At 71.0% G+C, this 20,102-nt stretch carries 19 protein-coding genes and 1 pseudogene; 1 reads left to right on the forward strand and 19 read right to left on the reverse strand.

Annotation, left to right across the window (positions count from 1 at the left end):
* Positions 1-220 precede the first annotated feature (220 nt).
* The 11 genes from BA175_RS07050 to rpsB form a co-directional block, all read right to left on the reverse strand.
* On the reverse strand, positions 221-1,882 hold the full coding sequence (locus BA175_RS07050) for a fused response regulator/phosphatase (protein WP_069170441.1): 1,662 nt from the start codon (positions 1,880-1,882) through the stop codon (positions 221-223).
* On the reverse strand, positions 1,879-3,669 hold the full coding sequence (locus BA175_RS07055; RefSeq protein ID WP_069170442.1) for an ATP-binding response regulator: 1,791 nt from the start codon (positions 3,667-3,669) through the stop codon (positions 1,879-1,881). Before BA175_RS07055 ends, BA175_RS07050 begins: the two co-directional genes overlap by 4 nt.
* Complete coding sequence (locus BA175_RS07060; RefSeq protein ID WP_069170443.1) at positions 3,666-4,886, reverse strand: ATP-binding SpoIIE family protein phosphatase; 1,221 nt, start codon at positions 4,884-4,886, stop codon at positions 3,666-3,668. Before BA175_RS07060 ends, BA175_RS07055 begins: the two co-directional genes overlap by 4 nt.
* A complete protein-coding gene (locus BA175_RS07065; protein WP_069170444.1) occupies positions 4,874-5,299 on the reverse strand; it encodes an anti-sigma regulatory factor in 426 nt (141 codons plus the stop codon). The genes BA175_RS07060 and BA175_RS07065 overlap by 13 nt, the downstream gene beginning before the upstream one ends.
* On the reverse strand, positions 5,296-5,673 hold the full coding sequence (locus BA175_RS07070; protein WP_069170445.1) for an STAS domain-containing protein: 378 nt from the start codon (positions 5,671-5,673) through the stop codon (positions 5,296-5,298). Before BA175_RS07070 ends, BA175_RS07065 begins: the two co-directional genes overlap by 4 nt.
* The gene (locus BA175_RS07075; RefSeq protein ID WP_069170446.1) at positions 5,670-6,515 is read right to left on the reverse strand and encodes an STAS domain-containing protein; all 846 of its coding nucleotides are present in this window, start codon (positions 6,513-6,515) and stop codon (positions 5,670-5,672) included. The genes BA175_RS07070 and BA175_RS07075 overlap by 4 nt, the downstream gene beginning before the upstream one ends.
* 624 nt (positions 6,516-7,139) lie before the next feature.
* Positions 7,140-8,228: a phosphatidate cytidylyltransferase gene (locus tag BA175_RS07080; RefSeq protein WP_069170447.1), complete on the reverse strand. Its 1,089-nt coding sequence runs from the start codon at positions 8,226-8,228 to the stop codon at positions 7,140-7,142.
* Positions 8,228-8,785, reverse strand: a complete 558-nt coding sequence (gene frr, locus BA175_RS07085; protein WP_031100531.1) for a ribosome recycling factor — start codon at positions 8,783-8,785, stop codon at positions 8,228-8,230. The genes BA175_RS07080 and frr overlap by 1 nt, the downstream gene beginning before the upstream one ends.
* Before the next feature lie 115 nt (positions 8,786-8,900).
* The gene (pyrH, locus tag BA175_RS07090; protein ID WP_069170448.1) at positions 8,901-9,677 is read right to left on the reverse strand and encodes a UMP kinase; all 777 of its coding nucleotides are present in this window, start codon (positions 9,675-9,677) and stop codon (positions 8,901-8,903) included.
* Positions 9,678-9,837: 160 nt separating this feature from the next.
* Positions 9,838-10,674 (reverse strand): translation elongation factor Ts, encoded by an 837-nt coding sequence (gene tsf, locus BA175_RS07095; protein WP_069170449.1) that lies wholly within the window; start codon positions 10,672-10,674, stop codon positions 9,838-9,840.
* A gap of 101 nt (positions 10,675-10,775) precedes the next feature.
* Positions 10,776-11,705 (reverse strand): 30S ribosomal protein S2, encoded by a 930-nt coding sequence (gene rpsB / locus BA175_RS07100; RefSeq protein WP_069170450.1) that lies wholly within the window; start codon positions 11,703-11,705, stop codon positions 10,776-10,778.
* 397 nt (positions 11,706-12,102) lie between these two features.
* On the opposite strand from rpsB, the pseudogene BA175_RS29315 reads away from it, so the two are divergent.
* A pseudogene (locus tag BA175_RS29315) lies at positions 12,103-12,843 on the forward strand (murein hydrolase activator EnvC family protein); the annotation flags it as partial.
* A 411-nt stretch (positions 12,844-13,254) separates the two neighbouring features.
* On the opposite strand, the gene BA175_RS07105 reads toward BA175_RS29315, so the two are convergent.
* The 8 genes from BA175_RS07105 to lepB form a co-directional block, all read right to left on the reverse strand.
* A complete protein-coding gene (locus tag BA175_RS07105) occupies positions 13,255-13,812 on the reverse strand; it encodes a TetR/AcrR family transcriptional regulator (protein ID WP_069170451.1) in 558 nt (185 codons plus the stop codon).
* Between the two features lie 97 nt (positions 13,813-13,909).
* Positions 13,910-14,746, reverse strand: coding sequence for an RNA polymerase sigma factor WhiG (whiG, locus tag BA175_RS07110; RefSeq protein WP_069170452.1), 837 nt, complete (start codon positions 14,744-14,746; stop codon positions 13,910-13,912).
* Between the two features lie 249 nt (positions 14,747-14,995).
* Positions 14,996-16,168: a DNA-processing protein DprA gene (gene dprA / locus BA175_RS07115; RefSeq protein ID WP_069170453.1), complete on the reverse strand. Its 1,173-nt coding sequence runs from the start codon at positions 16,166-16,168 to the stop codon at positions 14,996-14,998.
* On the reverse strand, positions 16,165-17,787 hold the full coding sequence (locus tag BA175_RS07120; protein WP_069170454.1) for a YifB family Mg chelatase-like AAA ATPase: 1,623 nt from the start codon (positions 17,785-17,787) through the stop codon (positions 16,165-16,167). The genes dprA and BA175_RS07120 overlap by 4 nt, the downstream gene beginning before the upstream one ends.
* A complete protein-coding gene (locus BA175_RS07125) occupies positions 17,787-18,146 on the reverse strand; it encodes a YraN family protein (protein WP_069170455.1) in 360 nt (119 codons plus the stop codon). Before BA175_RS07125 ends, BA175_RS07120 begins: the two co-directional genes overlap by 1 nt.
* Before the next feature lie 305 nt (positions 18,147-18,451).
* Positions 18,452-18,760, reverse strand: coding sequence for a DUF2469 domain-containing protein (locus BA175_RS07130; protein ID WP_003965949.1), 309 nt, complete (start codon positions 18,758-18,760; stop codon positions 18,452-18,454).
* Between the two features lie 63 nt (positions 18,761-18,823).
* Positions 18,824-19,312, reverse strand: coding sequence for an NUDIX hydrolase (locus tag BA175_RS07135; protein ID WP_069170456.1), 489 nt, complete (start codon positions 19,310-19,312; stop codon positions 18,824-18,826).
* Complete coding sequence (gene lepB / locus BA175_RS07140) at positions 19,302-20,096, reverse strand: signal peptidase I (RefSeq protein WP_069170457.1); 795 nt, start codon at positions 20,094-20,096, stop codon at positions 19,302-19,304. Before lepB ends, BA175_RS07135 begins: the two co-directional genes overlap by 11 nt.
* Between the last annotated feature and the right edge of the window lie 6 nt (positions 20,097-20,102).

Here is a 20,102-nt window from a genome sequence, read left to right on the forward strand (position 1 = left end):
CGGTCCTCACCGACCGTCCGGGGGCCGTCGCTCGGGCGCCCGCGCGACGGCCCCCGGACGGCCCCGGAGGGTTCGGCGCACCACCGGAGGACAGTGAGCGATCGCACTCATGGAATTCCGCCGCGGTCGCGGTGCCCTCGCGGGCCGTGCCCGCCGGGGCCGGAACCCTGCGCGGGGGGCTCATCTCAGCCCCGGACTGCCCGCCCGCCCCGCGAGGAGGTCAGTCGAAGCGGGCCGCGAGCAGCGCGATGTCGTCCGTCTTGCCCTTGCCGAACGTGTCGAGCAGTACGTCGCACAGGGCCTCGTTCTCGACGGGCGCCTCGGACACGGTGCCGGCCAGGGCGACCAGGCTGTCACTGAGGTCTTCGCGCGGCACCTCGATGAGGCCGTCGGTCAGCAGCAGGAGGGTGGATCCTCCGCTCACGTCGTGGCCCACCGCGGGTGGATGCGGCAGGTTGAGGCCCAGAAGCGGGCCGTGCTCCGTCAGATAGCGGGTGGAACCGTCCGGATGCCGCAGCAGGGGCGGGATGTGTCCGGCGTTCGCGACCTCGATCCGCCGCCCGCCCGGCCGCACCAGCACGAGGCATACGGTGACGGTGATCGTCGGCCGCAGGCGTACCAGCAGAGCGTCCAGCCGGTCCAGCAGGGTCCGCGGGTCGTGCCCCTCGATCGCGTAGGCGCGGAGCGCGTGCCGGACCTCTCCCATGATCATCGCGGCTTTCAGGGAGTGCCCCGCCACGTCCCCGATGGCGAGCAGGAGGCCCGCGGGTGTCTCGATGGCCTCATAGAAGTCCCCCCCGATCTCCGAGTCGTCGGCGGCGGGCTCGTAGCGCACGGCCAGATCCACCCCGGGCACCTCGGGAAGCCGGTCCGGGAGGAAGCTGCGCTGGAGGGTGAGGACGAGCGCATGCTCCTCGCTGCGCGAGCGCATTGCCTCCAGGGCCAGCGCGCAGGCCTGTGCCAGCTGTGACAGCAGCTCGCGGTCGTCGACTCCCGCCAGGGCCTCGGCGTCCACCGCGAACGCGACGGGCGGCCGTCCCTTCTTCGTCCGCGCCAGGGTCAGGGCGGCCCGGCCGGGGAACACGTCGGCCGGGCCGCCGTCCTCGTCCCCGACCATTGCCCACCAGTCAGCACCGGGCAGCAGCACCGTCCCTGTTCCCGTGCCGTCCCCGAGCACCCTGTCGGTCAGGACGTCGAGCAGCCGGGGCTCCCGCTGCAGGACGACGACCGCGGGAGCGGCCGACGCCGGAAGGCGGCCGGTCTGCGCCCGCCCCTGTACCGCCGCGAGGTGCAGGGTGCGGTTGTCCGGGCTGAGTACGACGGCGACGGCGGGTGACTGCATCAGTGTGGCCATCCCGCTCGCGGCGGCCTCGACGAACGTGCGCCCGTCCCTGGCCGCGTAGACGGCAAGGGTGCTGCTGTTCAGTGCGGACACACGGGCGGCGAGCCGCTCGGCGCGGCGGCGGGCCCGGGCGTAACGCAACGCCGCGGTGACGGTGGCCAGCAGCTCGTCCGGGGCGATCGGCTCGGTGAGGTAGGCGTCGGCACCCCTGTGGAGGCCCTGGGTACGGTCGCTCAGCTCGACGGCGGAGGCGGAGACGTGGATGACCGGGATCGAGGCGGTCCGCGGGTCGCCCTTGATCCGCTCGCACACCTCGAAGCCGCTCATGTCGGGCAACTTCACGTCGACGACCGCCAGCTCCGGCAGCTCGCCCTCCGCAGCGCCGGCGAGCAGGGCCAGGCCCTCCGCGCCGTCCGCGGCCTCCATCACCGTGTGACCCGCCCGGCGCAGCCAGCTGCCGATGATGTAGCGCTTGGTGTCGTTGTCGTCGAGCAGCAGCACCGTCGCGACGGCGCTGTCCTGACGCAGGTACGAACTCACGGATTGCCGCCTTTCCTGCCCGCCCCCGGTGTTGCGCGCTGGGTGTGCTCGGAGAATGCCGCCGTGAGCTGCGGGAGGGTCAGCGTGGACTTGCCCAGCACCGCCCGGGCGTGGGTGAGCCGGTCGTGCTCCAGGCTCTCCCGATCCGCCGAGGTGACCACGATAACGGGGACGGCGCTCAGCTCGGGGTCCCTCGCCAGTTCCGCCAGCACAGAGTAACCGTCGAGGTCGGGCATGTGCAGATCGAGGAGGACGGCGTCGGGGCGCACCTCACGTACGACGGAACTCGCCCGCCCGGCCTCGCCGACCTCGACCACCCGGTGCGCCAGCTGGTCCAGGACCGGCCGGATCGTCGCACGGAAGGCGGCGTCGTCGTCCACCGTCACCAGGACCGCGACGACCGGGGGCGCGGGCCGGTCCTCGGCGGGCCCGGCGGCGAGGACCGGTGGGCCCGCCGGCAGCCGTACGGTGACCCGCGTGCCGTTCCCGGGGGCGCTGGTCAGGGTGAGGCTGCCGCCCAGCAGCTCCGCCAGCCGACGCGCGTAGGGCAGGCCGAGGCCGGTACCGGAACGGCCACGCTGGTGGGGGCCGCGCACCTGATAGAACTCCTCGAAGATCTGCTGCTGCTCCTCCTGGGGGATGCCGATGCCCGTGTCCGACACCGTGAACACGACACCGTCCTCTTCCCCGCTGCCGGTGGTCACGTCGAGGCGCACCGTCCCGGTCTCGGTGAACTTCAGGGCGTTGGACAGCAGGTTGCGCAGGATCCGGGTGAGCATCACCTCGTCGCTGACGATCCGCAGGTCCGATTCGGCCACGACCAGTTCGGCGTCGCCGTGCAGCTCGTAGCCCCGCAGGGTGCCCCGCAGCTGGCCGAGGAGCGCGCGAAGGTCGACGGGTGCCCAGTTGGGCTCCAGTCGGCCCGATTCCGCCTTGGCGACGTCCAGGAGCTCGTCCACGAGTGACAGCAGGGTGGCGCCGGAGGCGGAGATGAGGGAGATCTGCCGGCGCTGCTCCTCGTCGAGACGGTCCGCGTCGAACTCGAGGAGCAGCCGCGCGAGGCCCACGACGGAGTTGACCGGTGTGCGCAGCTCGTGGCTGACATTGGCCCAGAACCTGGTCTTGGTCTCACTCGCCTCGCGCAACTGGCGGGATTTCTCCTCGAGCTCGGCGTAGAGGGCCACGACCCCCCGGTTGGTCTCCTCCAGTTCCTCGGAGAGTTCGGAGTAGAGCGCTACGACTCCCCGGTTGGTCTCCTCCAGTTCCTTGTTCAGCCGGCGCAGCTCCTCCCGCTGCGCCCGGGACTCCTCCAGCGCGGCGATCAGGTCGCTGGTCTGCGCCCGGGAGTCCTCGAGCACACTGGTCCCCTTGTGTGCCATCAGGACCTCACGCGTGTGCCGGAGGGCCGCGGGTGCCGGTACGTCCACGCCGAGTGGCTGCTCGATAACCAGGGTCCGCTCCGAGACAGCGTGCTGGACCGGGACGAGCCGGGCTGCCGCCTGCAACGATTCCTTACCGGGTCCCCGGCCCTGCTCCCAGCGCATGGCAACCCGAAGGAGCGGCCGTGGACCGCTGACGAGGCCGAAGGAGACCGTGGGCCCGGAGCACCCCAGGAGGTCCCGTCCGAGCTCGCTCAGCGCGGTGGCCAGACGGATCTGGTCCTGTTTCTCGACCCCGAGCGCCTCGGCCGCGGACTTCCCGCTGCGCCGCAGCACGAAGATGTCGTGTTCCGTGGCGAGCGAGAGGGACATGAGGGGGACGGCCCTGTCGGCCGCGGAATCGTTCACCAGGGGCCTTTCGCCACGACGACCCCGGCGTCGTCCCTGCGCACGCCGGCCTCGCGCAGGAGCTGGGCGGCGGCCACGAGCGGGGAGTGCGCGAGGAAACCCGGCAGCTCAGCCGCCTGCCAGCGTTCGGTGAGACCGTCCGAGTGCATGATCACCGCCCCGTGCAGGGGCAGGTCCTGGCGTACCGTCCGCAGATGCGGCATCTGGTGCCCGACGATGCCGGGCGCCGACATCAGGGAACGGCGGGTGCCGGTGCGGGGATCGACGACGAAGGTGCTGACGTTGCCCACCCCGCAGAAGTACACGCTTTCGGTCCGCGGCTCGATGCGCACCACGGCGACCGCTCCGCCGCGACCGCCGCGCAGCGCGTTGTGGACGGCGGTGAGCACCTCGGCGGGCTGCTCCGCCCTGGAGTCCCGGAATGCGGCGGCCGCGGCCTGGGCGGCGCGGCCGGCCAGCGGTCCGTGTCCCAGACCGTCGCAGAACATGACCAGGAGCGCCGGCTCGCCCGCGCCCTCCCGCTCTGCCGGACGGCTTTCCTTCACGGGACGGGGACTCCCCGCCGCCGGCCGGAAGCCGGTCAGTTCGGCCCAACCAAGAGCAGGGACGGCCTGCCGGCCGGAGGCGGCCCCGTCCTGTTGCCCGGACGGCTGCCCAGAGTCCTCCGGGCGCGTGCGGACACCGGCCGGACGGGCGGCCCAGGTGTCGCCGCACACGCTCTCCCCGGTGATCGGCCGCGTCAGGCCCTCCACGGCAGGGGCTCCGAGAGCGGCGACCCTTCGTGCCGCCTCCGCCATCCAGAAGCGCGCGGTCAGCACGGTCCCCCGGCCGGGCAGCGAGTGCAGGCCGAAGGTGTCGGCAAGGCGGGCGATGGCGCCGAGGCCGATGCCCAGCGTTCCGGCGGTGGACGTGCCGTCGGTGAGGGACGCCGCCACGTCCGTCATGCCGGGCCCCTCGTCCGTCGTGACGAACTCGAGGCCGGCGTCCTGCGGTGTCCGTACGACGCGCAGCAGGAGGGCGCCGTCCACGGCGTGCCTGCGCAGGTTGGCCGTGGCCTCGCTCACGGCCAGAGCGACCTCGGCACTCCGCTGCTCGTCGAAGCCGATGCGCCTGGCCAGCCCCACCGCGGCGACGCGGGCCGCGGCGGGGAACGATTCCTGGTCCCGCAGCCAGGCGACGTCCTCCACGTCCACGACCGGAAAGGTCAGCGAGCCCATTTCGTCACCGCTATCTGGGTACCGCTGCCGGGCTCCGTCTCCAGGACGAAGTCGTCCACCAGCCGGCGGGCACCGCTCAGACCGAGTCCCAGTCCCCCGCCGGAGGTCCATCCGTCGGTCATCGCCTGATCGATGTCGGGTATGCCGGGGCCGGAGTCCTCGAAGACGGCGGTCACACCGGTCCGGCCGTCCCGGCGTACCAGACCGACGCGCATGACTCCCCCACCGCCGTAGACCAGGGTGTTCCGGGCCAGCTCACTCGCCGCGGTGACCAGCTTGGTCTGGTCGACGAGGGAGAGCCTGCAGCGCTGGGCGAGCGCGCGCACCAGCTGACGAGCCCGGACCACGTCATCGGTCGACTCGATCGAAATGGTCTGGTGGTCGGCGTCAGGGACGGGCGGCAGCCCGCTCATCGCCGGGCCGGCCGGTCGTTGTCCGGCCGGGCCAGGATGTCCAGCCCCTTCTCCAGCGTGAGGGCTGTACGCACGCCTCCGAGCGAGAGGCCGAGCTCCACGAGGGTGATGGCGACCGCGGGCCTCATCCCGACGACGACGGTCTCGGCGTCGAGCATGCGCGAGATGGCCGCCGTGGTGGCCAGCATGCGGCCCACGAACGAGTCGACGATCTCGACGGCGGTGATGTCGATGACCACACCCCTCGCCCCGGATCCGACGATCCGGGCCGCCAGGTCCTCCTGGAGATCGAGGACGATCTGGTCCTCCAGGTCGACCTGGATGGAGACCAGGAGGACGTCACCGATCTTGAGTACGGGTACGCGTTCGGTCACGCCCGGCCGCCGGTGTCCGGGAGGTCCGCGTCGCCGCGGCGCAGCGCGTGCTTGAGCGCGTCGGCGAGCGACGCCTTGGTGACGATGTCACCGAACTGGATGCCGAGCGCGACGATGGTCTGGGCGATCTGGGGACGGATGCCGGAGATGATGCACTCGGCACCCATCAGCCTGGCGGCCACCACGGTCTTGAGCAGATGCTGGGCAACCTCCGTGTCCACTGCGGGCACCCCGGTGATGTCGATGATCGCCTGGTCCGCGTTGATGTCGACGAGGGCCTGGAGAAGCTTCTCCATCACCACCTGCGTGCGGGCCGAGTCGAGGGTGCCGACCAGGGGGACGGCGACCACGCCCTCCCACAGCTTCACCACGGGGGTGGAGAGCTCCATCAGCTGCTCGGACTGGGCGCTGATGATCTCTTCCCGCGTCCTGGCATACACCTCCAGGGTGAACAGGGCCAGGGCGTCGATGAGCTTGCCCAGCTCGAGGTAGGCGTGGATGTCCTCACCCGAGGTGTCGGCGGTCGGCGCGAGGACGTCCTTGCACGCCAGCACGCTGGTCGCGGTCTCCGTGGGGGTGAAACCCTGGCGGGCGCGACTCCGCGAAAGTTCGGCGAGAAGGGCTCGCACCTCTGCGAATTCGTCTCCCTGCCAGTCCAGCCCGCCTTCCCGGAGCCCGTCCACCAGAGCGGTGTACACCTCGTGGAGCTCACGGTCGAGTTCGGCCAACGAGACGCGCCCGCGCAGCGTGCGGGACACGGCCTCCACCCAGGCCGAGGCGAGGAGTTCCCCGCGCGCCGTCAGAAGCTCGACGAGCCTGGCCGATATGTCTTGCTCTGCCACTGCGGGCAACTCCTTCTTCCCAAGCCTGATTATGGTCTTTTCGCAGCGTATGTCATCGCCCGACGCTCAGGACGGCGCGCGAGTGCGACGCCCGTCACCACCCGTTTCGACACAAGGCAGGGACGCGACCATCACGAAAAGGCAAAGGGCGGGAGCAGAGCCGGTTGTCACGGAAAGCATGTGTACCCGATGCCCCTTCACGCGGCCTTCACACATGCTCCTCGAAGGCAGTGGGGCAGCCGCGGGACGTCAGGCCGTACGCCCCCTCGTTTCCGGAACTGGGACTGCCGGTCTCCCGCTCCGGCACCGGGTCGGCGCCCGGAAACGGCGCCGCATCGCGGCCGTACTGCCACTCACAGGCTCGTGGACCGCGCGCTCCGTCCGGCCCGACGGGGAGGCCGCAGGGCGGCGCACACCGAAGACGCCCCGCACAGCAGCAAAGCGCCCAGCGAGCACAGTGCGGAGGCATCACCCTGTATATGACTCATCCAGCCCATGTCGGCCGGATGCCCCGGCGGCGCCGTTTCATCCGTCACGCGGCCACGGGCGCACTCCGCGGGCTCTTACTCGCGTGCGGGCCCCTCACTCCCGGGAGTGAGGGGCCCGCACGCGAGTAAGCCCGTCTCAGCCGGAACCGACGAAGAGCACGAGCAGCAGCCAGACCACCGGCGCGGTCGGCAGGAGCGAGTCGAGGCGGTCCATGATGCCGCCGTGGCCGGGCAGCAGTGTGCCCATGTCCTTGATCCCGAGATCCCGCTTGATCATGGACTCGCCGAGGTCACCGAGGGTGGCGCTGGCGGCGACGGCCAGGCCCAGCAGCAGCCCCTGCCACCAGCTGCCGTCGTCGATCAGGAACTCCATGCACAGAGCACCGGCGGCCATGGCGAAGGCCACCGCGCCGAGCAGGCCCTCGCGGGTCTTGCCCGGGCTGATGCGCGGGGCGAGCTTGTGCGTCCCGAAGCGCCAGCCGACGGCGTACGCGCCGGTGTCGCTGACCACGGTGAGCAGGAGGAAGGTCAGTACCCGCCACGGGCCGTCGTCCGGGGTGAGCATCATGGCGACGAACGTCGCCAGGAACGGCACGTAGAACACGGCGAAGACACCGGCCGTGACGTCCTTGAGGTAGCCGTCGGGCGGCTCGGTCATCCGCCAGACGAGCACCGCGAGGGTCGTGAGCGCCATGGCGACCCAGGCGCCCTCCGCCTCCCGCACGTACCCGGCGACGACCATGGCGGCACCGCCGACGGCGAGCGGGACGAGGGGGACGTTGATCCCCTTGCGCTCCTTGAGACGCGAGGTGAGCTCCCAGAGGCCGACCACCACCGCCAGCGCGACCACGCCGACGAAGACGGCCTTCACGACGAACAGCGAGCCGGCGACGACCGCGCCGAGACCGACACCCACCCCTATCGCGGCACGCAGATCACGTCCCGCACGCTTCTTCGGCGGCGTGGGCGGCAGCGAGGGGCTGGACATGGGTACCTGCGGCTTCTCGTCACGGAACGGGGGGCCGCTGACGCGCGCGGCGTCCCCGTTCCGGTCGTCGCGGTCGTGAGCGTCTCTACCTGCGTCGGGAACGTCCGGCACGATGGGCATGGGCCGAGTCTGCTGGGCGCCGTGCACATCGTATGCAGGACCCGCCGGGGCGGCCCCCATCTCGGGAGCGCGCCAGGAACCGGCTCCCTGCGGGGCGCCCCAGGAAGAGTCGTTCATCAGACTTCGAGCAGCTCGGCTTCCTTGTGCTTGAGCAGCTCGTCCACCTGCGCGACGTACTTCGCGGTGGTGTCGTCGAGCTCCTTCTCCGCGCGACGGACCTCGTCCTCGCCGGACTCCTTGTCCTTGACTAGCTTGTCGAGCGACTCCTTGGCCTTGCGGCGGATGGAGCGGATCGAGATCTTGGAGTCCTCGGCCTTGGTCTTGGCGACCTTGATGTACTCCTTGCGACGGTCCTGCGTGAGCTCGGGGAACGTCACCCGGATGATATTGCCGTCGTTGCTCGGGTTGACGCCCAGGTCGGAGTCCCGGATCGCCTGCTCGATGTTGCGCAGTGCGGTCTTGTCGAACGGGGTCACCACGGCCATCCGCGGCTCGGGGACCGAGAACGAGGCGAGCTGGTTGATCGGGGTCAACGCGCCGTAGTAGTCGGCGACGATCTTGTTGAACATCGCCGGGTGCGCACGGCCCGTACGGATCGCGGCAAAGTCCTCTTTGGCGACGACGACGGCCTTCTCCATCTTCTCCTCGGCCTCGAGGAGGATTTCTTCGATCACCACGTGCTCCTGCGTGTCTTGGGTGGACCCGGCATCGTCGGGCCCTGCGGATCCTGCGTCGCGTCCTCACCTGCACGGTGTCCGACCGGCAGGCCGTTGTCCATCCTGTGGGCCGTCAGGCCCGGGTGCTCTCGTCGCTCACGAGCGTGCCGATCTTCTCACCCTTGACGGCGCGCGCGATATTGCCCTCCGCCGTCAGCTCGAATACGAGGATCGGCAGCTGGTTGTCACGGCAGAGGGTGATGGCCGTCGCGTCGGCGACCTTGAGGTCGCGGGCGATCACCTCGCCGTACTCCAGGGCGTCGAACTTCACCGCCGCGGGGTTGGTCCGGGGGTCGGAGTCGTAGACCCCGTCCACCCCGTTCTTGCCCATCAGCAGTGCCTCCGCGTCGATCTCCAGGGCGCGCTGGGCAGCGGTCGTGTCGGTGGAGAAGTACGGCATGCCCATACCGGCGCCGAAGATCACGACGCGGCCCTTCTCCAGGTGCCTGACAGCCCGGAGCGGGATGTACGGCTCCGCGACCTGGCCCATCGTGATGGCGGTCTGGACGCGGGAGTCGATGCCTTCCTTCTCCAGGAAGTCCTGCAGCGCGAGGCAGTTCATGACCGTGCCGAGCATGCCCATGTAGTCGGACCGCGCCCGGTCCATGCCCCGCTGCTGGAGCTCGGCGCCACGGAAGAAGTTACCGCCGCCGATGACGACCGCGATCTCCGCGCCGTCGCGTACGACCGCGGCGATCTCGCGGGCGATGGCGTGCACGACGTCGGGGTCGACACCGAGACCCCCGCCGCCGGCGAACGCCTCACCGGACAGCTTCAGCATGAAGCGCCCGAAAATCTTGCCGTCGTCGCGCTTGTGGTCACCCTGTGTGGCGTCCGCGCCCTTGTTCATGGAGATTCTCCTCGTGCACATACGAAGAAGGCCATTGCCGGTGGGTCTGTCGTCCCTACAGCGGCAATGGCCTCCTCGTCAGATCTGCGGTCGTACGGCGTGAGTGCGGCCGACGACTGCACCGGACCCTGTCCGGGTCCACCGTTGTTCGCGGACGGACTCAGATGCCGACCTTGATGCGCGAGAAGCGCGTCAGGCTGACACCGGCCTCGTCCAGAACCTTCTGGACCGACTTCTTGTTGTCCTTGGCGAAGGCCTGCTCGAGGACGACGACGTCCTTGAAGAAGCCGTTGACGCGACCCTCGACGATCTTGGGCAGCGCGGCCTCGGGCTTTCCCTCCTCGCGCGAGGTGGCCTCGGCGACACGACGCTCGTTCTCGACCGTCTCGGCCGGGACCTCGTCGCGGTTGAGGTACTTCGGGGCGAAGGCGGCGATGTGCTGCGCGACGTCCTTGGCGACCTCGGCGTTCTCCTTGTCCAGCTGGACGAGAACGCCGACCTGCGGCGGGAGGTCGGGCATGGTGCGGTGCATGTACGCAGCCACGTAACCGCCGGTGAACTGCGCGAAGCGGTCCAGGACGATCTTCTCACCGAGGTTGGCGTTGGCCTCGTCCACGTACGCCTGGACGGTCTTGCCGGCCTCGATCTCGGACGCGAGGAGCGTCTCGAGGTCGGCCGGGGAGGTGGCGGCGACGTGGGCGGCGAGCGTGTTGGCGACGTTCTGGAACTTCTCGCCCTTGGCGACGAAGTCCGTCTCGCACTTCAGCTCGAGCAGGACGCCGGACGTCTTGTCCTCGGAGATGAGGGAGACGACCGCACCGTTCTCGGCGGAACGGCCCTCGCGCTTGGCGACGCCCTTCTGGCCCTTGATGCGCAGCGCCTCGACGGCGCCGTCGACGTTGCCGTCGGCCTCGTCGAGCGCCTTCTTGCAGTCCATCATGCCGGCGCCGGTGAGCTCGCGGAGCTTCTTGACGTCAGCGGCGGTGTAGTTCGCCATGAGTCTGTGTTCTCTCTCGAAGTCTGAAAGATCTACGGGTGGACGGCGGGGGCGGTGCGTGCGCACCGGCCCCCGCCGTCTTAAGCCGTGACTGACGGGTGTCAGGCCTGCTCGGCGTCCGCGGCCGGAGCCTCGGCCGCGGGGGTCTCCTCGGCGGCGGGGGCCTCGGCCTGCTCGGCAGCGGCGACGGCCGGCTCGGCGTCGGCGGCCTTCTCGGTCTCGGCGGAGGACTGGGCCTCGGCGTCGTCCTTCTTCTCGCCCTCGAGCAGGTCGCGCTCCCACTCGGCGAGGGGCTCGCCGGCGGCCTTCTCGCCCGGCTTCGAGTCACCGGTGGCGGCACCGGAGCGGGCGATGAGGCCCTCGGCGACGGCGTCGGCGATCACGCGGGTGAGCAGGGTGACGGAGCGGATCGCGTCGTCGTTGCCCGGAATCTTGTAGTCGACCTCGTCGGGGTCGCAGTTGGTGTCGAGGATCGCGACGACCGGGATGTGGAGCTTGCGCGCCTCACCGACGGCGATGTGCTCCTTCTTGGTGTCGACGATCCAGACGGCGCTGGGCACCTTCTGCATCTCGCGGATACCACCGAGGGTCTTCTCCAGCTTGGCCTTCTCGCGGGAGAGGACCAGGAGCTCCTTCTTGGTGAGGCCGGAGGCGGCCACGTCCTCGAAGTCGATGAGCTCGAGCTCCTTCAGACGCTGAAGGCGCTTGTAGACGGTGGAGAAGTTGGTGAGCATGCCACCGAGCCAGCGCTGGTTGACGTACGGCATGCCGACGCGCGTCGCCTGCTCGGCGATGGCCTCCTGGGCCTGCTTCTTCGTACCCACGAACATGATGGAGCCGCCGTGGGCGACGGTCTCCTTGACGAACTCGTAGGCGCGGTCGATGTACGACAGCGACTGGAGCAGGTCGATGATGTAGATGCCGTTGCGCTCGGTGAAGATGAACCGCTTCATCTTCGGGTTCCAGCGACGGGTCTGGTGACCGAAGTGGACGCCGCTTTCCAGCAGCTCCCGCATCGTGACGACGGCCATGGCCGTACTCCTTGAGGTACTCGGTTGTCGCGACCGCAGGATTGCTGTCGCGCCTGACGCCCCGACGCGCCGTGCCACAAGGGACCGAGGAGCGCGGCCACCGTCCGCTGAGAGGGAGGTGGAGGGGCGTGCGAAGTCGACCCGGTGACCCGGATCGCCAGAAGAAGTGTACGGGACCCGCCGGGTCCCGGGTGACGACGATGTCCACAAGCTCTCGGTTGTCCACAGATCCGGGCCATGATCCCCGCGCCGACGGCCGCGGGGGCATCGTTCGGTCATGCGCCGCACATCCGGGACGCCCCGCCGCCGGCCCCGGTCCGCCGGGCCGGCCCCGCAGCCCTCACCGACGTCACTGATCCTGCTCCCGGTCCTGCTCCTGGCACTGGTGGTGGCGCTGATGCTGGCGCCAGTGGTGGCACTTGTGCCGGCCGCGTCGGCGCTGCTGCCGCCTGGGCAGTCGGCAGCCGACCGGCCCCCCGCACCACCGGCGCCTGAGTCCGTAGCCGTGCCCGTGCCCGTGCCTTTGTCCGTGCGCGTGCCCGTGCCTTTGTCCGTGCCCGTGCCCGTACGGGCACCTGTGCCTGTGCCTGGGCCTGGACCTGAACCTGGGCCGGGGCCGGGGCCTGGACCTGGACCTGGATATGCGTCCGCGTCCACGCCCGGGCCGTCTGTACCCGGCCCCCTGCCGGCCGGCGACCGGTCATGGCCGCTGGCGGGCCGGCCTCTCGTCGTACGGGGCTGGGAACCGCCCGCCGGTCCGTACGGGCCCGGCCACCGGGGGGTCGACCTCGCGGCGCCTCCGGGCACCGCCGTACTGGCCGCCGGCCCGGGCCGGGTCCTGTTCGCGGGGCAGGTCGCGGGACGCGGGGTGGTCTCGGTCGAGGTGTCCGGGAGCGGAGAGCCACCACTGCGCTTCACTTACGAGCCGGTCAGAGCCGGGGTCGCGAAGGGCGACACCGTGGCCGCAGGTCAGGTGGTGGGTGCGGTCGGCCCCGGTCCCTCCCACTGCGCCACAGGCTGTCTGCACTGGGGGCTGCGGCGTGGTGAGGTCTACCTGGACCCGCTGTCGATGCTCCCGCCGTCGATGCTGCGGCGGGGCCCTTCCCGGCTGCTGCCGGTGTTCGGCGTACCGCTGCCCGGACCCGGGCCACCCACGGCCACGCCTGCGGTCACGCCGCCCGAAGCCGGGCAGGTACGCGGGAGTCCACCGCCACCCGCACGACTCACGCGGCGGACGCCGCACTCCTACCGACCGGGCAGGCGGGCGGGCAGACGGACGGGCGAGCAGACGGACGGGCCGGCAGGACGGCCGGCCCCAGCAGCTGTACGGCGGACTCCACGGCCCGGTGGGGCACGGCCGGTCTCACCGGCCGGGTGGATCACGACGGGCGTGCAAGCCCGGCAGGTACCACTACGGCGGCTACGTACCCCGGGCGATCCGCCAGGTCGCGCCGGGACCGTCTGGTCCGCACCACGGTGCGCGGACGCTTCCCGATGGCGGGGCGACGTGGCAGCCGGACCGTACGGCAGGAGTGCCGGGCGAACCGGCTCAGCCTCGGACGCCGCGCAGGATCATCGCCACAGCCGTATCCGCGACCACATCCGGTTCCTCCGCAGCGCCCAGCTCGATCCGGCGCACCGCGGCGTCCACCGAGCCCTGCAGCAGCATGGCCGCCAGCCTGGGCTCGGCGTGGCCGAGATCGGCCAGCGCCTCGACGATCATGGCGATCAGCCCGCCGTGCGCGGCGCGGATCTTCTCCCGCGCTCCGGCGTCCAGCTCGCTCGCGGAGATGGCGACGACAGCCCGGTGCCGACGGTCACCGACGAGCTCCAGCTGCTTGCGGACGTACGCCTCGACCTTCCGCTCGGGCGCAGCCGCCCGCGCCATCGCGGCCTCGACCTCGGCGGCCCACACGGGAAAGTCGACGGCGCAGAGCTCCTCGACCACGGCCGCACGGGAGCGGAAGTATTCGTAGACGGAGGACCTGGCGAGGCCTGTGCGCTCCGCGAGGGCGGGGAAGGTCAGCGCCTCCGTGCCACCCTCGGACAGCAGGGAGCGTGCGGCGTCCAGGAGGGCGCCGCGCTGCATGGTCCGGTGCTCGGCCACGGAGGCCGCTCGAATCCTGGGCACCCCACCACTCTACGGCGGCAGGTGTTCGAAGGGGGGTGCTCGTCCGCCACCGGATGGCCGAACGCGCCCCGGGTCAGCGTCCGGCGTCGGCCAGTTTCGCCCGGAGCTGGAGCACCGACTTGGTGTGGATCTGGCTGACCCGGCTCTCGGTGACTCCGAGGACGTTGCCGATCTCGGCGAGGGTGAGCCCTTCGTAGTAGTAGAGGGTGACGACGGTCTTCTCCCGTTCGGGCAGCGTGTTGATGGCGCGGGCCAGCAGCCGTCTGAGTTCCCGTCCCTCGGCGACCTCGACGGGATCGTCGGCGGCGGTGTCCTCCAGGGTGTCCATGAGGCTCAGCCGGTCGCCGCCCTCGCCGCCGACGTGCAGCAGTTCCTCCAGCGCCACCACATTGGCGAGGGACAACTGGCTGAAAACAGCGTGCAGATCCTCCAGGGCGATACCCATCTCCGCGGCGACCTCACTCTCCGAGGGCGTGCGCCGCAGCCGTGCCTCCAGCGTGGCGTAGGCACGCTCCACGTTGCGCGCCTTCTGCCGGACGGACCGCGGGATCCAGTCCAGCGCGCGCAGTTCGTCGATCATCGCGCCGCGGATCCTCGTGATCGCGTACGTCTCGAACTTGATGGCGCGCTCGATGTCGAACTTCTCGATGGCGTCGATCAGGCCGAAGACACCCGAGGAGACGAAGTCGGCCTGCTCCACGTTGGACGGCAGCCCCACACTCACCCGGCCGGCGACGTACTTCACCAGCGGCGAGTAGTGAAGGATCAGCTGCTCCCGCAGCCGCTCGTCCCCGGTGGCCTTGTACGAACGCCATAACTCGTCGAGCGAGGAAGGGGCAGGAGGGCGCACAGTGCCACGCGCAGCCGGTGGAACTGCCGCGCGGTCAGACCCGGAGGTGTGCTGGGGCATGTGGTGCCTGAGCCGTTCTGCTGTGAAGTGCTGGGACGTGTCTCTGGGGTCGAATTCCTTGTGAGCGTAGCGTGACTGAGTTGTTGCGGTGAGCGCGGGACAAGGGATCCGTGCGGTGCGTTTCCCTCACATTTCCCGCGCTGTCGGACACGGCTGACGGCACAGGACGTGACCGCGCGCACCGGTACCGGAGGCCCGAGCGGGTACCGCCCGGGTCAAGGCATCACCTTTTCACCCGAATGCCCGAGGTCAAGTACCGCCTCGCCGCACGTCCTCCGCCCGAAGGGGTACCTGCGTCAACCGCCATCCGTCGCCCTCGCGTTCGACGAACCCCAGTGAGTGCAGTTCGTACAACCGGCCGAGGGCTTCGTCCGTCGATGTGCCGGCCGTCCGGGCGATGTCGCGACCGTTTCGGGAACCCTTCGGCGGCAGCGCATCCAGAACCTGCGCGGAGAGATCGTCCAGCAGGTCGCGGGGCAGGACGGGGCCGCGCTTCTCCGGTGCGAGATCACCGATCTCCCCCACCAGTTCGGCGATCTCGGCGGCATCGGTGACCAGAACACCTTCCCCGCGGAGCAGTTCGTGGACCCCTGAGGAGAGGCCGCTGGTCGCCGGGCCGGGTACTCCCATGGTGAAGCGGCCCAGTCGCTGGGCGTTCCTCGCGGTGACCAGCGAACCGCTGCGGTACTCCGCCTCCACCACGACGGTGCCTCGCGTCAGTGCGGCGATCACCCGGTTGCGGAGGATGAACCTGCTGCGCGTCGGGTGGTCCGCAGGCGGCAACTCACCCAGGACGATGCCTTGTTCCGCGATACGCCCGATCAGCTCGGCATGGCCTCTGGGGTAGGCGACGTCCACGCCGCAGGCGAGTACTGCCATGGTCGCCCCGCCGGCGGCCAGCGCTCCCCGATGGGCGGCGCCGTCCACTCCGAACGCCGCCCCCGAGACCACCACCCAGCCGCGCTCGGCCAGACCGGCACCGAGTGTGGCCGCCATGTGCGCCCCGTACGGAGTGCAGGCCCGTGCTCCGACGACCGCGACCGACCGCAGCGCCCAGAGGCGCAGGTCGGCCCCGCCGCGCACCCAGAGACCGATCGGCCGCGCGTCGCCCAGGTCGTCGAGCTGGCTCGGCCACTCGGCGTCGCCGGGGCAGACGAAGCGCCCGCCCACCGCGGCCACGTCCGCCAGGTCCCGCACCGGATCGGCCGTCGCCGCCCGCAGCCGGTAACCGGCCAGCCGCGGCTCGGTCATGCCCTTCAGCGTCCGCGCCGATCCGTCACCGCCCGCGAGCCGCCGTAACAGCTCCACCGGCCCGATCTCCCGGAGCCAGCGGCCCCCGCGCTCGTCCCCCGGCTCGAACACGCGGGTCAGAGCGGCACGCGCCCGCCGGTCCTCCTCGGTCCCGGCCGACGGGCCGTTCACGAGGCGCCCGCCCGCATCGGGACGCCCCGGTGCAGTCCCGTCCGCAACTCCAGGGCGACCGCGATGTCGGAGGCGTCCGGGCGGTCGGCGGCTCTCAGGTCCGCGACCGTCCACGCCACCCGAAGGACCCGGTCCAGGCCGCGGGCCGTGAGGATCCCCCGCTCCATGTCCCGTTCGGCCGCCATCAGCGCCCCGGGCGCCGCGAGCAGCCGGGTCCGCAGCTCATGGCCGGGAACCTCGCTGTTCGTGGTCCACGGGGTGCCGGCGAGCCGGTCCGCGGCCCGCGCCCTGGCCTCCAGCACCCGGGCGGCGACCACGGCCGAGGACTCGCCCCGGCCGCCTTGCCCCATCAGGTCGGCCCGGCTGACCGGCTCCACCTCGACCCGCAGATCCACCCGGTCGAGCAACGGCCCGGAGAGCCGCGCCTGGTAGCGGCGGATCGCGGACGGCGGGCACTCGCACCCCGCACCGGCCAGGGTGTGCCTGCCGCACGGGCAGGGGTTCGCGGCCAGGACCATCAGGAAGCTCGCGGGCAGCCGCACCACCCCTGCGGCCCGTGCGACCACCACGTGCCCGGATTCCAGGGGCTGGCGCAGTGCGTCCAGCGCCCTCCCCGAGAATTCGGGAGCCTCGTCCAGGAACAGCACACCTCGGTGCGCCAGCGAGACCGCGCCCGGCCGCGGCAGCCCGTTGCCCCCGCCGATGAGCGACTGCATCGTCGCCGAGTGGTGAGGTGCGCAGTAGGGCGCTCTGCCGACCAGAGGTTCACCCGGCGGAAGGATGCCCGCCACCGAGTGCACCGCCGTCACTTCGAGGGACTCCCGCTGCGTCAACGGCGGCAGGATCGCCGTGATGCGCTCGGCCAGCATCGTCTTGCCCGCCCCGGGCGGTCCGGAGAGCAACAGATGGTGCCCGCCAGCCGCCGCGACCTCCAGAGCCGTGCGGGCCCTCGCCTGGCCCGCGACATCGGCCAGGTCCGGGCGGTGCCCCGCCACCTGCCCGCCGGGCGGCGTGAGCCCCGTGCCGATACCCGCACCCGGCACCAGGAGCCCGGCGACCATGGCGTGCGACCGGCCCCGCTCCGTGGCCGGCTCGTCGGGCACCGGCTCGTCGCCGAGAACGGCGATCAGCTGACGGAGGCTGCGCACACCGAGGACCGATACACCCGGGACGAGGGCGGCCTCACCCGCGGTCTGCTCGGGGACGACGACGTGTTCGTATCCCGCCTCCGCGGCCGCGAGCACCGCAGGCAGCACCCCGCGCACCGGCCGCACCCGCCCGTCCAGGCCCAGCTCCCCGATCATCACCACGTCGGCGATGGCCGCGGGATCGATCCGCTCCGCCGCGCCGAGCACGGCGCACGCCACGGCGAGATCGAAGCCCGAACCGGCCTTGGGTACGGAGGCCGGGGACAGGCCGACGGTGAGCTTCTTCTGCGGCCACTCGGCCCCGGAATTGACGACGGCCGCCCTGACCCTGTCCCTGCTCTCCACCAGGCTCTTGTCCGGCAGGCCGACCAGCGTGAAAGCCGCCACGCCCGGCTCCAGATCGGCCTGGACCTCCACCACCACGCCCTCGACGCCCACGAGCGCCACCGAACAGGCCCGCGCGAATCCCATCAGGCCACGCCCCGCACATGCTCCGCGACAGGGCCCCCGCGCCTGGGCAGGACCACGCCGACCAGGTCGATCCGGACGCCGCCGGGCGGCGGACCGCCGTGCCGGTCGAGCCAGATCTCGGCAAGCCGGCGCAGCCGGTCCGCCTTGGCCGGGGTGACGGCTTCCATGGGCTGTTCGAAGGAAGCCGCCCTGCGGGTCTTCACCTCGCAGACGACCACCGCGTCGCCGTCCCGGGCGACGATGTCGATCTCTCCGGCGCGACAGCGCCAGTTGCGGTCCAGAACGGCCATTCCGGCATCGGTCAGCAGCCGCGCCGCCAAATCCTCGCCGTACCGCCCGAGTGCCCCCCGTGCGTTCATATCGGCACCACCTCCGGCACCGACTCTGACGCGACCTGCCCGATCTGTTGGATCTTGGTGGACAACCCCGCCGTTGTGGATATCCCGGCCACCCGGACGAGTGAAAACGGACCAGAACGGCACCACGGATGCACGGTTCAGCCGGCAGGACGACAGGGCCGCCGAGTGGAAGGGCGGCCGAGCGAGACAGCCGGTAGGTAGGTAGGTAGGTAGGTAGGTAGGGCGGGCGGGCGGTAGATCGGTACAGCCGGTGAGGCGGTACAGCCGGTGAGGCGGTACAGCCGGTGAGGCGGTACAGCCTCCGATCAGCCGCCCGGCAGCTCGAGGTCGCTCTTGTTGAGCTCCTCGATATTCACGTCCTTGAACGTGAGGACGCGGACCTGCTTGACGAACCTGGCGGGCCGGTACATGTCCCAGACCCACGCGTCCGCCATGGAGACTTCGAAAAAGACCTCGCCCTGGACCGAGTGCACCTGCATCTCGTAGTCGTTGGTGAGGTAGAAGCGCCGTTCGGTCTCGATCACGTATTTGAACAGACCGACGACATCGCGGTACTCCCGGTAGAGCTTCAGCTCCATCTCGGTCTCGTACTTCTCGAGGTCCTCGGCGCTCATGGCATGTTCCCCTTCAGCCGTGCGTCCCCCTATTGTGCGCCAGCCTCACACACCCCTGACCGATTAGACGATTTCCGGGGCGAGAACCAGCGGAACGTGCGGGGGACCCTCGTCCAGCAGCGTGCGCACCAGCTCGGCGAGCCTGGTCGGATACACCGTCTCACGCGTCGCGGAGAGTTCGGCGGAGGTCCACCACCTCAGACCGGCGACGCTGCGCCGCTCCAGTTCGGTGAGGCCCCTCTGGTCGGTGGCCGTCTGTGTCGTGCGGGCCAGGAAGTACCACTCGTCCTGGTCCCAGCGCCGCCCGTCGAAGGGGAAGGAGCAGACGCGCGTCCACAGCACCGGGCCGAGGGCGACGTCCGTGATCCCGGTCTCCTCGGCGAGCTCGCGCAGCGCCGCCTCTTCCCGGCTCTCCTCACCCTCCAGGCCTCCGCCCGGTGTGAACCACCAGGTCGTCGCCGGATTCCGGGGTTCGAAGCCGTTCAGCAGCAGAACCCGGTCATCGGGGTCCAGGAGCACGATCCGCGCGACCCTCCGCGTCTCAGTGAGCACCGGTGGACACCCCCGGCCGCTTCTTCCCGCGTGCCGACCGGGCCGTGAGCGGTCCGAGGGCGGCTCCGCCCAGGATGAGCAGCAGGCCCACCCCCACCGCGCCGAGCTGCAGCGGCAGCGGACCGCTGGAGGACACCCCGCCGGGCAGGGCGGCGAAGGCCGCGGGCCGGTCGATCATGCCGTTCACCGGCCAGGCCACCGCGTCGACCCGGGCCTCGACGGCGCTGCGCGGCACCGAGCCCTGCCCCGGATCCGTGAGGTGGACCCGGGAGTCGAGCGATTCGCCGCGGTCGTCCCCGAGCAGGAAGAGCTGCCCCTCGGGCACCTCCGCCGTGAAGTCCTGGCTCGAGGCCGGGCTGCGCTTGCCGGCTGTCTTCCCGTCGCCGGCCGTGCCGGTGTCCCCACCACCCCACACCCGCAGATACGGTTCCGCGACGGGGGTGCCGTTGATCGTGAGACGGCCTTCGCGGTCGCAGCAGGCGACCTTGTCGCCGCCCACGCCGACGACCCTCTTCACCATCGGCACGTCGCCCCAGGCCTTGTCCGTGAAGACGACCACGTCACCGCGGCGCACCTCGTCGCCGTCCACCCGCTCCGCGAGCACCCGGTCCCCGGCGTTCACCGTCGGCGTCATCGACCCGGTCGGCACGGCGTACGCCTTGTACACCACCGCTCCCCAGGCGAAGCCGCCGAGGAAGAGCACACAGCCGAGGGCCACGGCCAGGTTCGACAACGTGGTGCCGAGCCGGCCGCGGCCCTCTCCCGTACGTCCTGTTCCGCTCATCCCAGC

Source organism: Streptomyces griseus (assembly GCF_001715295.1).
Taxonomy (GTDB): domain Bacteria; phylum Actinomycetota; class Actinomycetes; order Streptomycetales; family Streptomycetaceae; genus Streptomyces; species Streptomyces griseus_G.

Coding starts and splice junctions, on each gene's coding strand:
- BA175_RS07060 (WP_069170443.1), bottom strand. CDS start 4,886: ATGGGCTCGCTGACCTTTCCGGTCGTGGACGTGGAGGACGTCGCCTGG.
- pyrH (WP_069170448.1), bottom strand. CDS start 9,677: ATGAACAAGGGCGCGGACGCCACACAGGGTGACCACAAGCGCGACGAC.
- BA175_RS07065 (WP_069170444.1), bottom strand. CDS start 5,299: ATGAGCGGGCTGCCGCCCGTCCCTGACGCCGACCACCAGACCATTTCG.
- whiG (WP_069170452.1), bottom strand. CDS start 14,746: ATGCCCCAGCACACCTCCGGGTCTGACCGCGCGGCAGTTCCACCGGCT.
- BA175_RS07130 (WP_003965949.1), bottom strand. CDS start 18,760: ATGAGCGCCGAGGACCTCGAGAAGTACGAGACCGAGATGGAGCTGAAG.
- rpsB (WP_069170450.1), bottom strand. CDS start 11,705: ATGGCCGTCGTCACGATGCGGGAGCTGCTGGAAAGCGGCGTCCACTTC.
- BA175_RS07080 (WP_069170447.1), bottom strand. CDS start 8,228: ATGAACGACTCTTCCTGGGGCGCCCCGCAGGGAGCCGGTTCCTGGCGC.
- tsf (WP_069170449.1), bottom strand. CDS start 10,674: ATGGCGAACTACACCGCCGCTGACGTCAAGAAGCTCCGCGAGCTCACC.
- BA175_RS07120 (WP_069170454.1), bottom strand. CDS start 17,787: ATGGGATTCGCGCGGGCCTGTTCGGTGGCGCTCGTGGGCGTCGAGGGC.
- BA175_RS07125 (WP_069170455.1), bottom strand. CDS start 18,146: ATGAACGCACGGGGGGCACTCGGGCGGTACGGCGAGGATTTGGCGGCG.
- lepB (WP_069170457.1), bottom strand. CDS start 20,096: ATGAGCGGAACAGGACGTACGGGAGAGGGCCGCGGCCGGCTCGGCACC.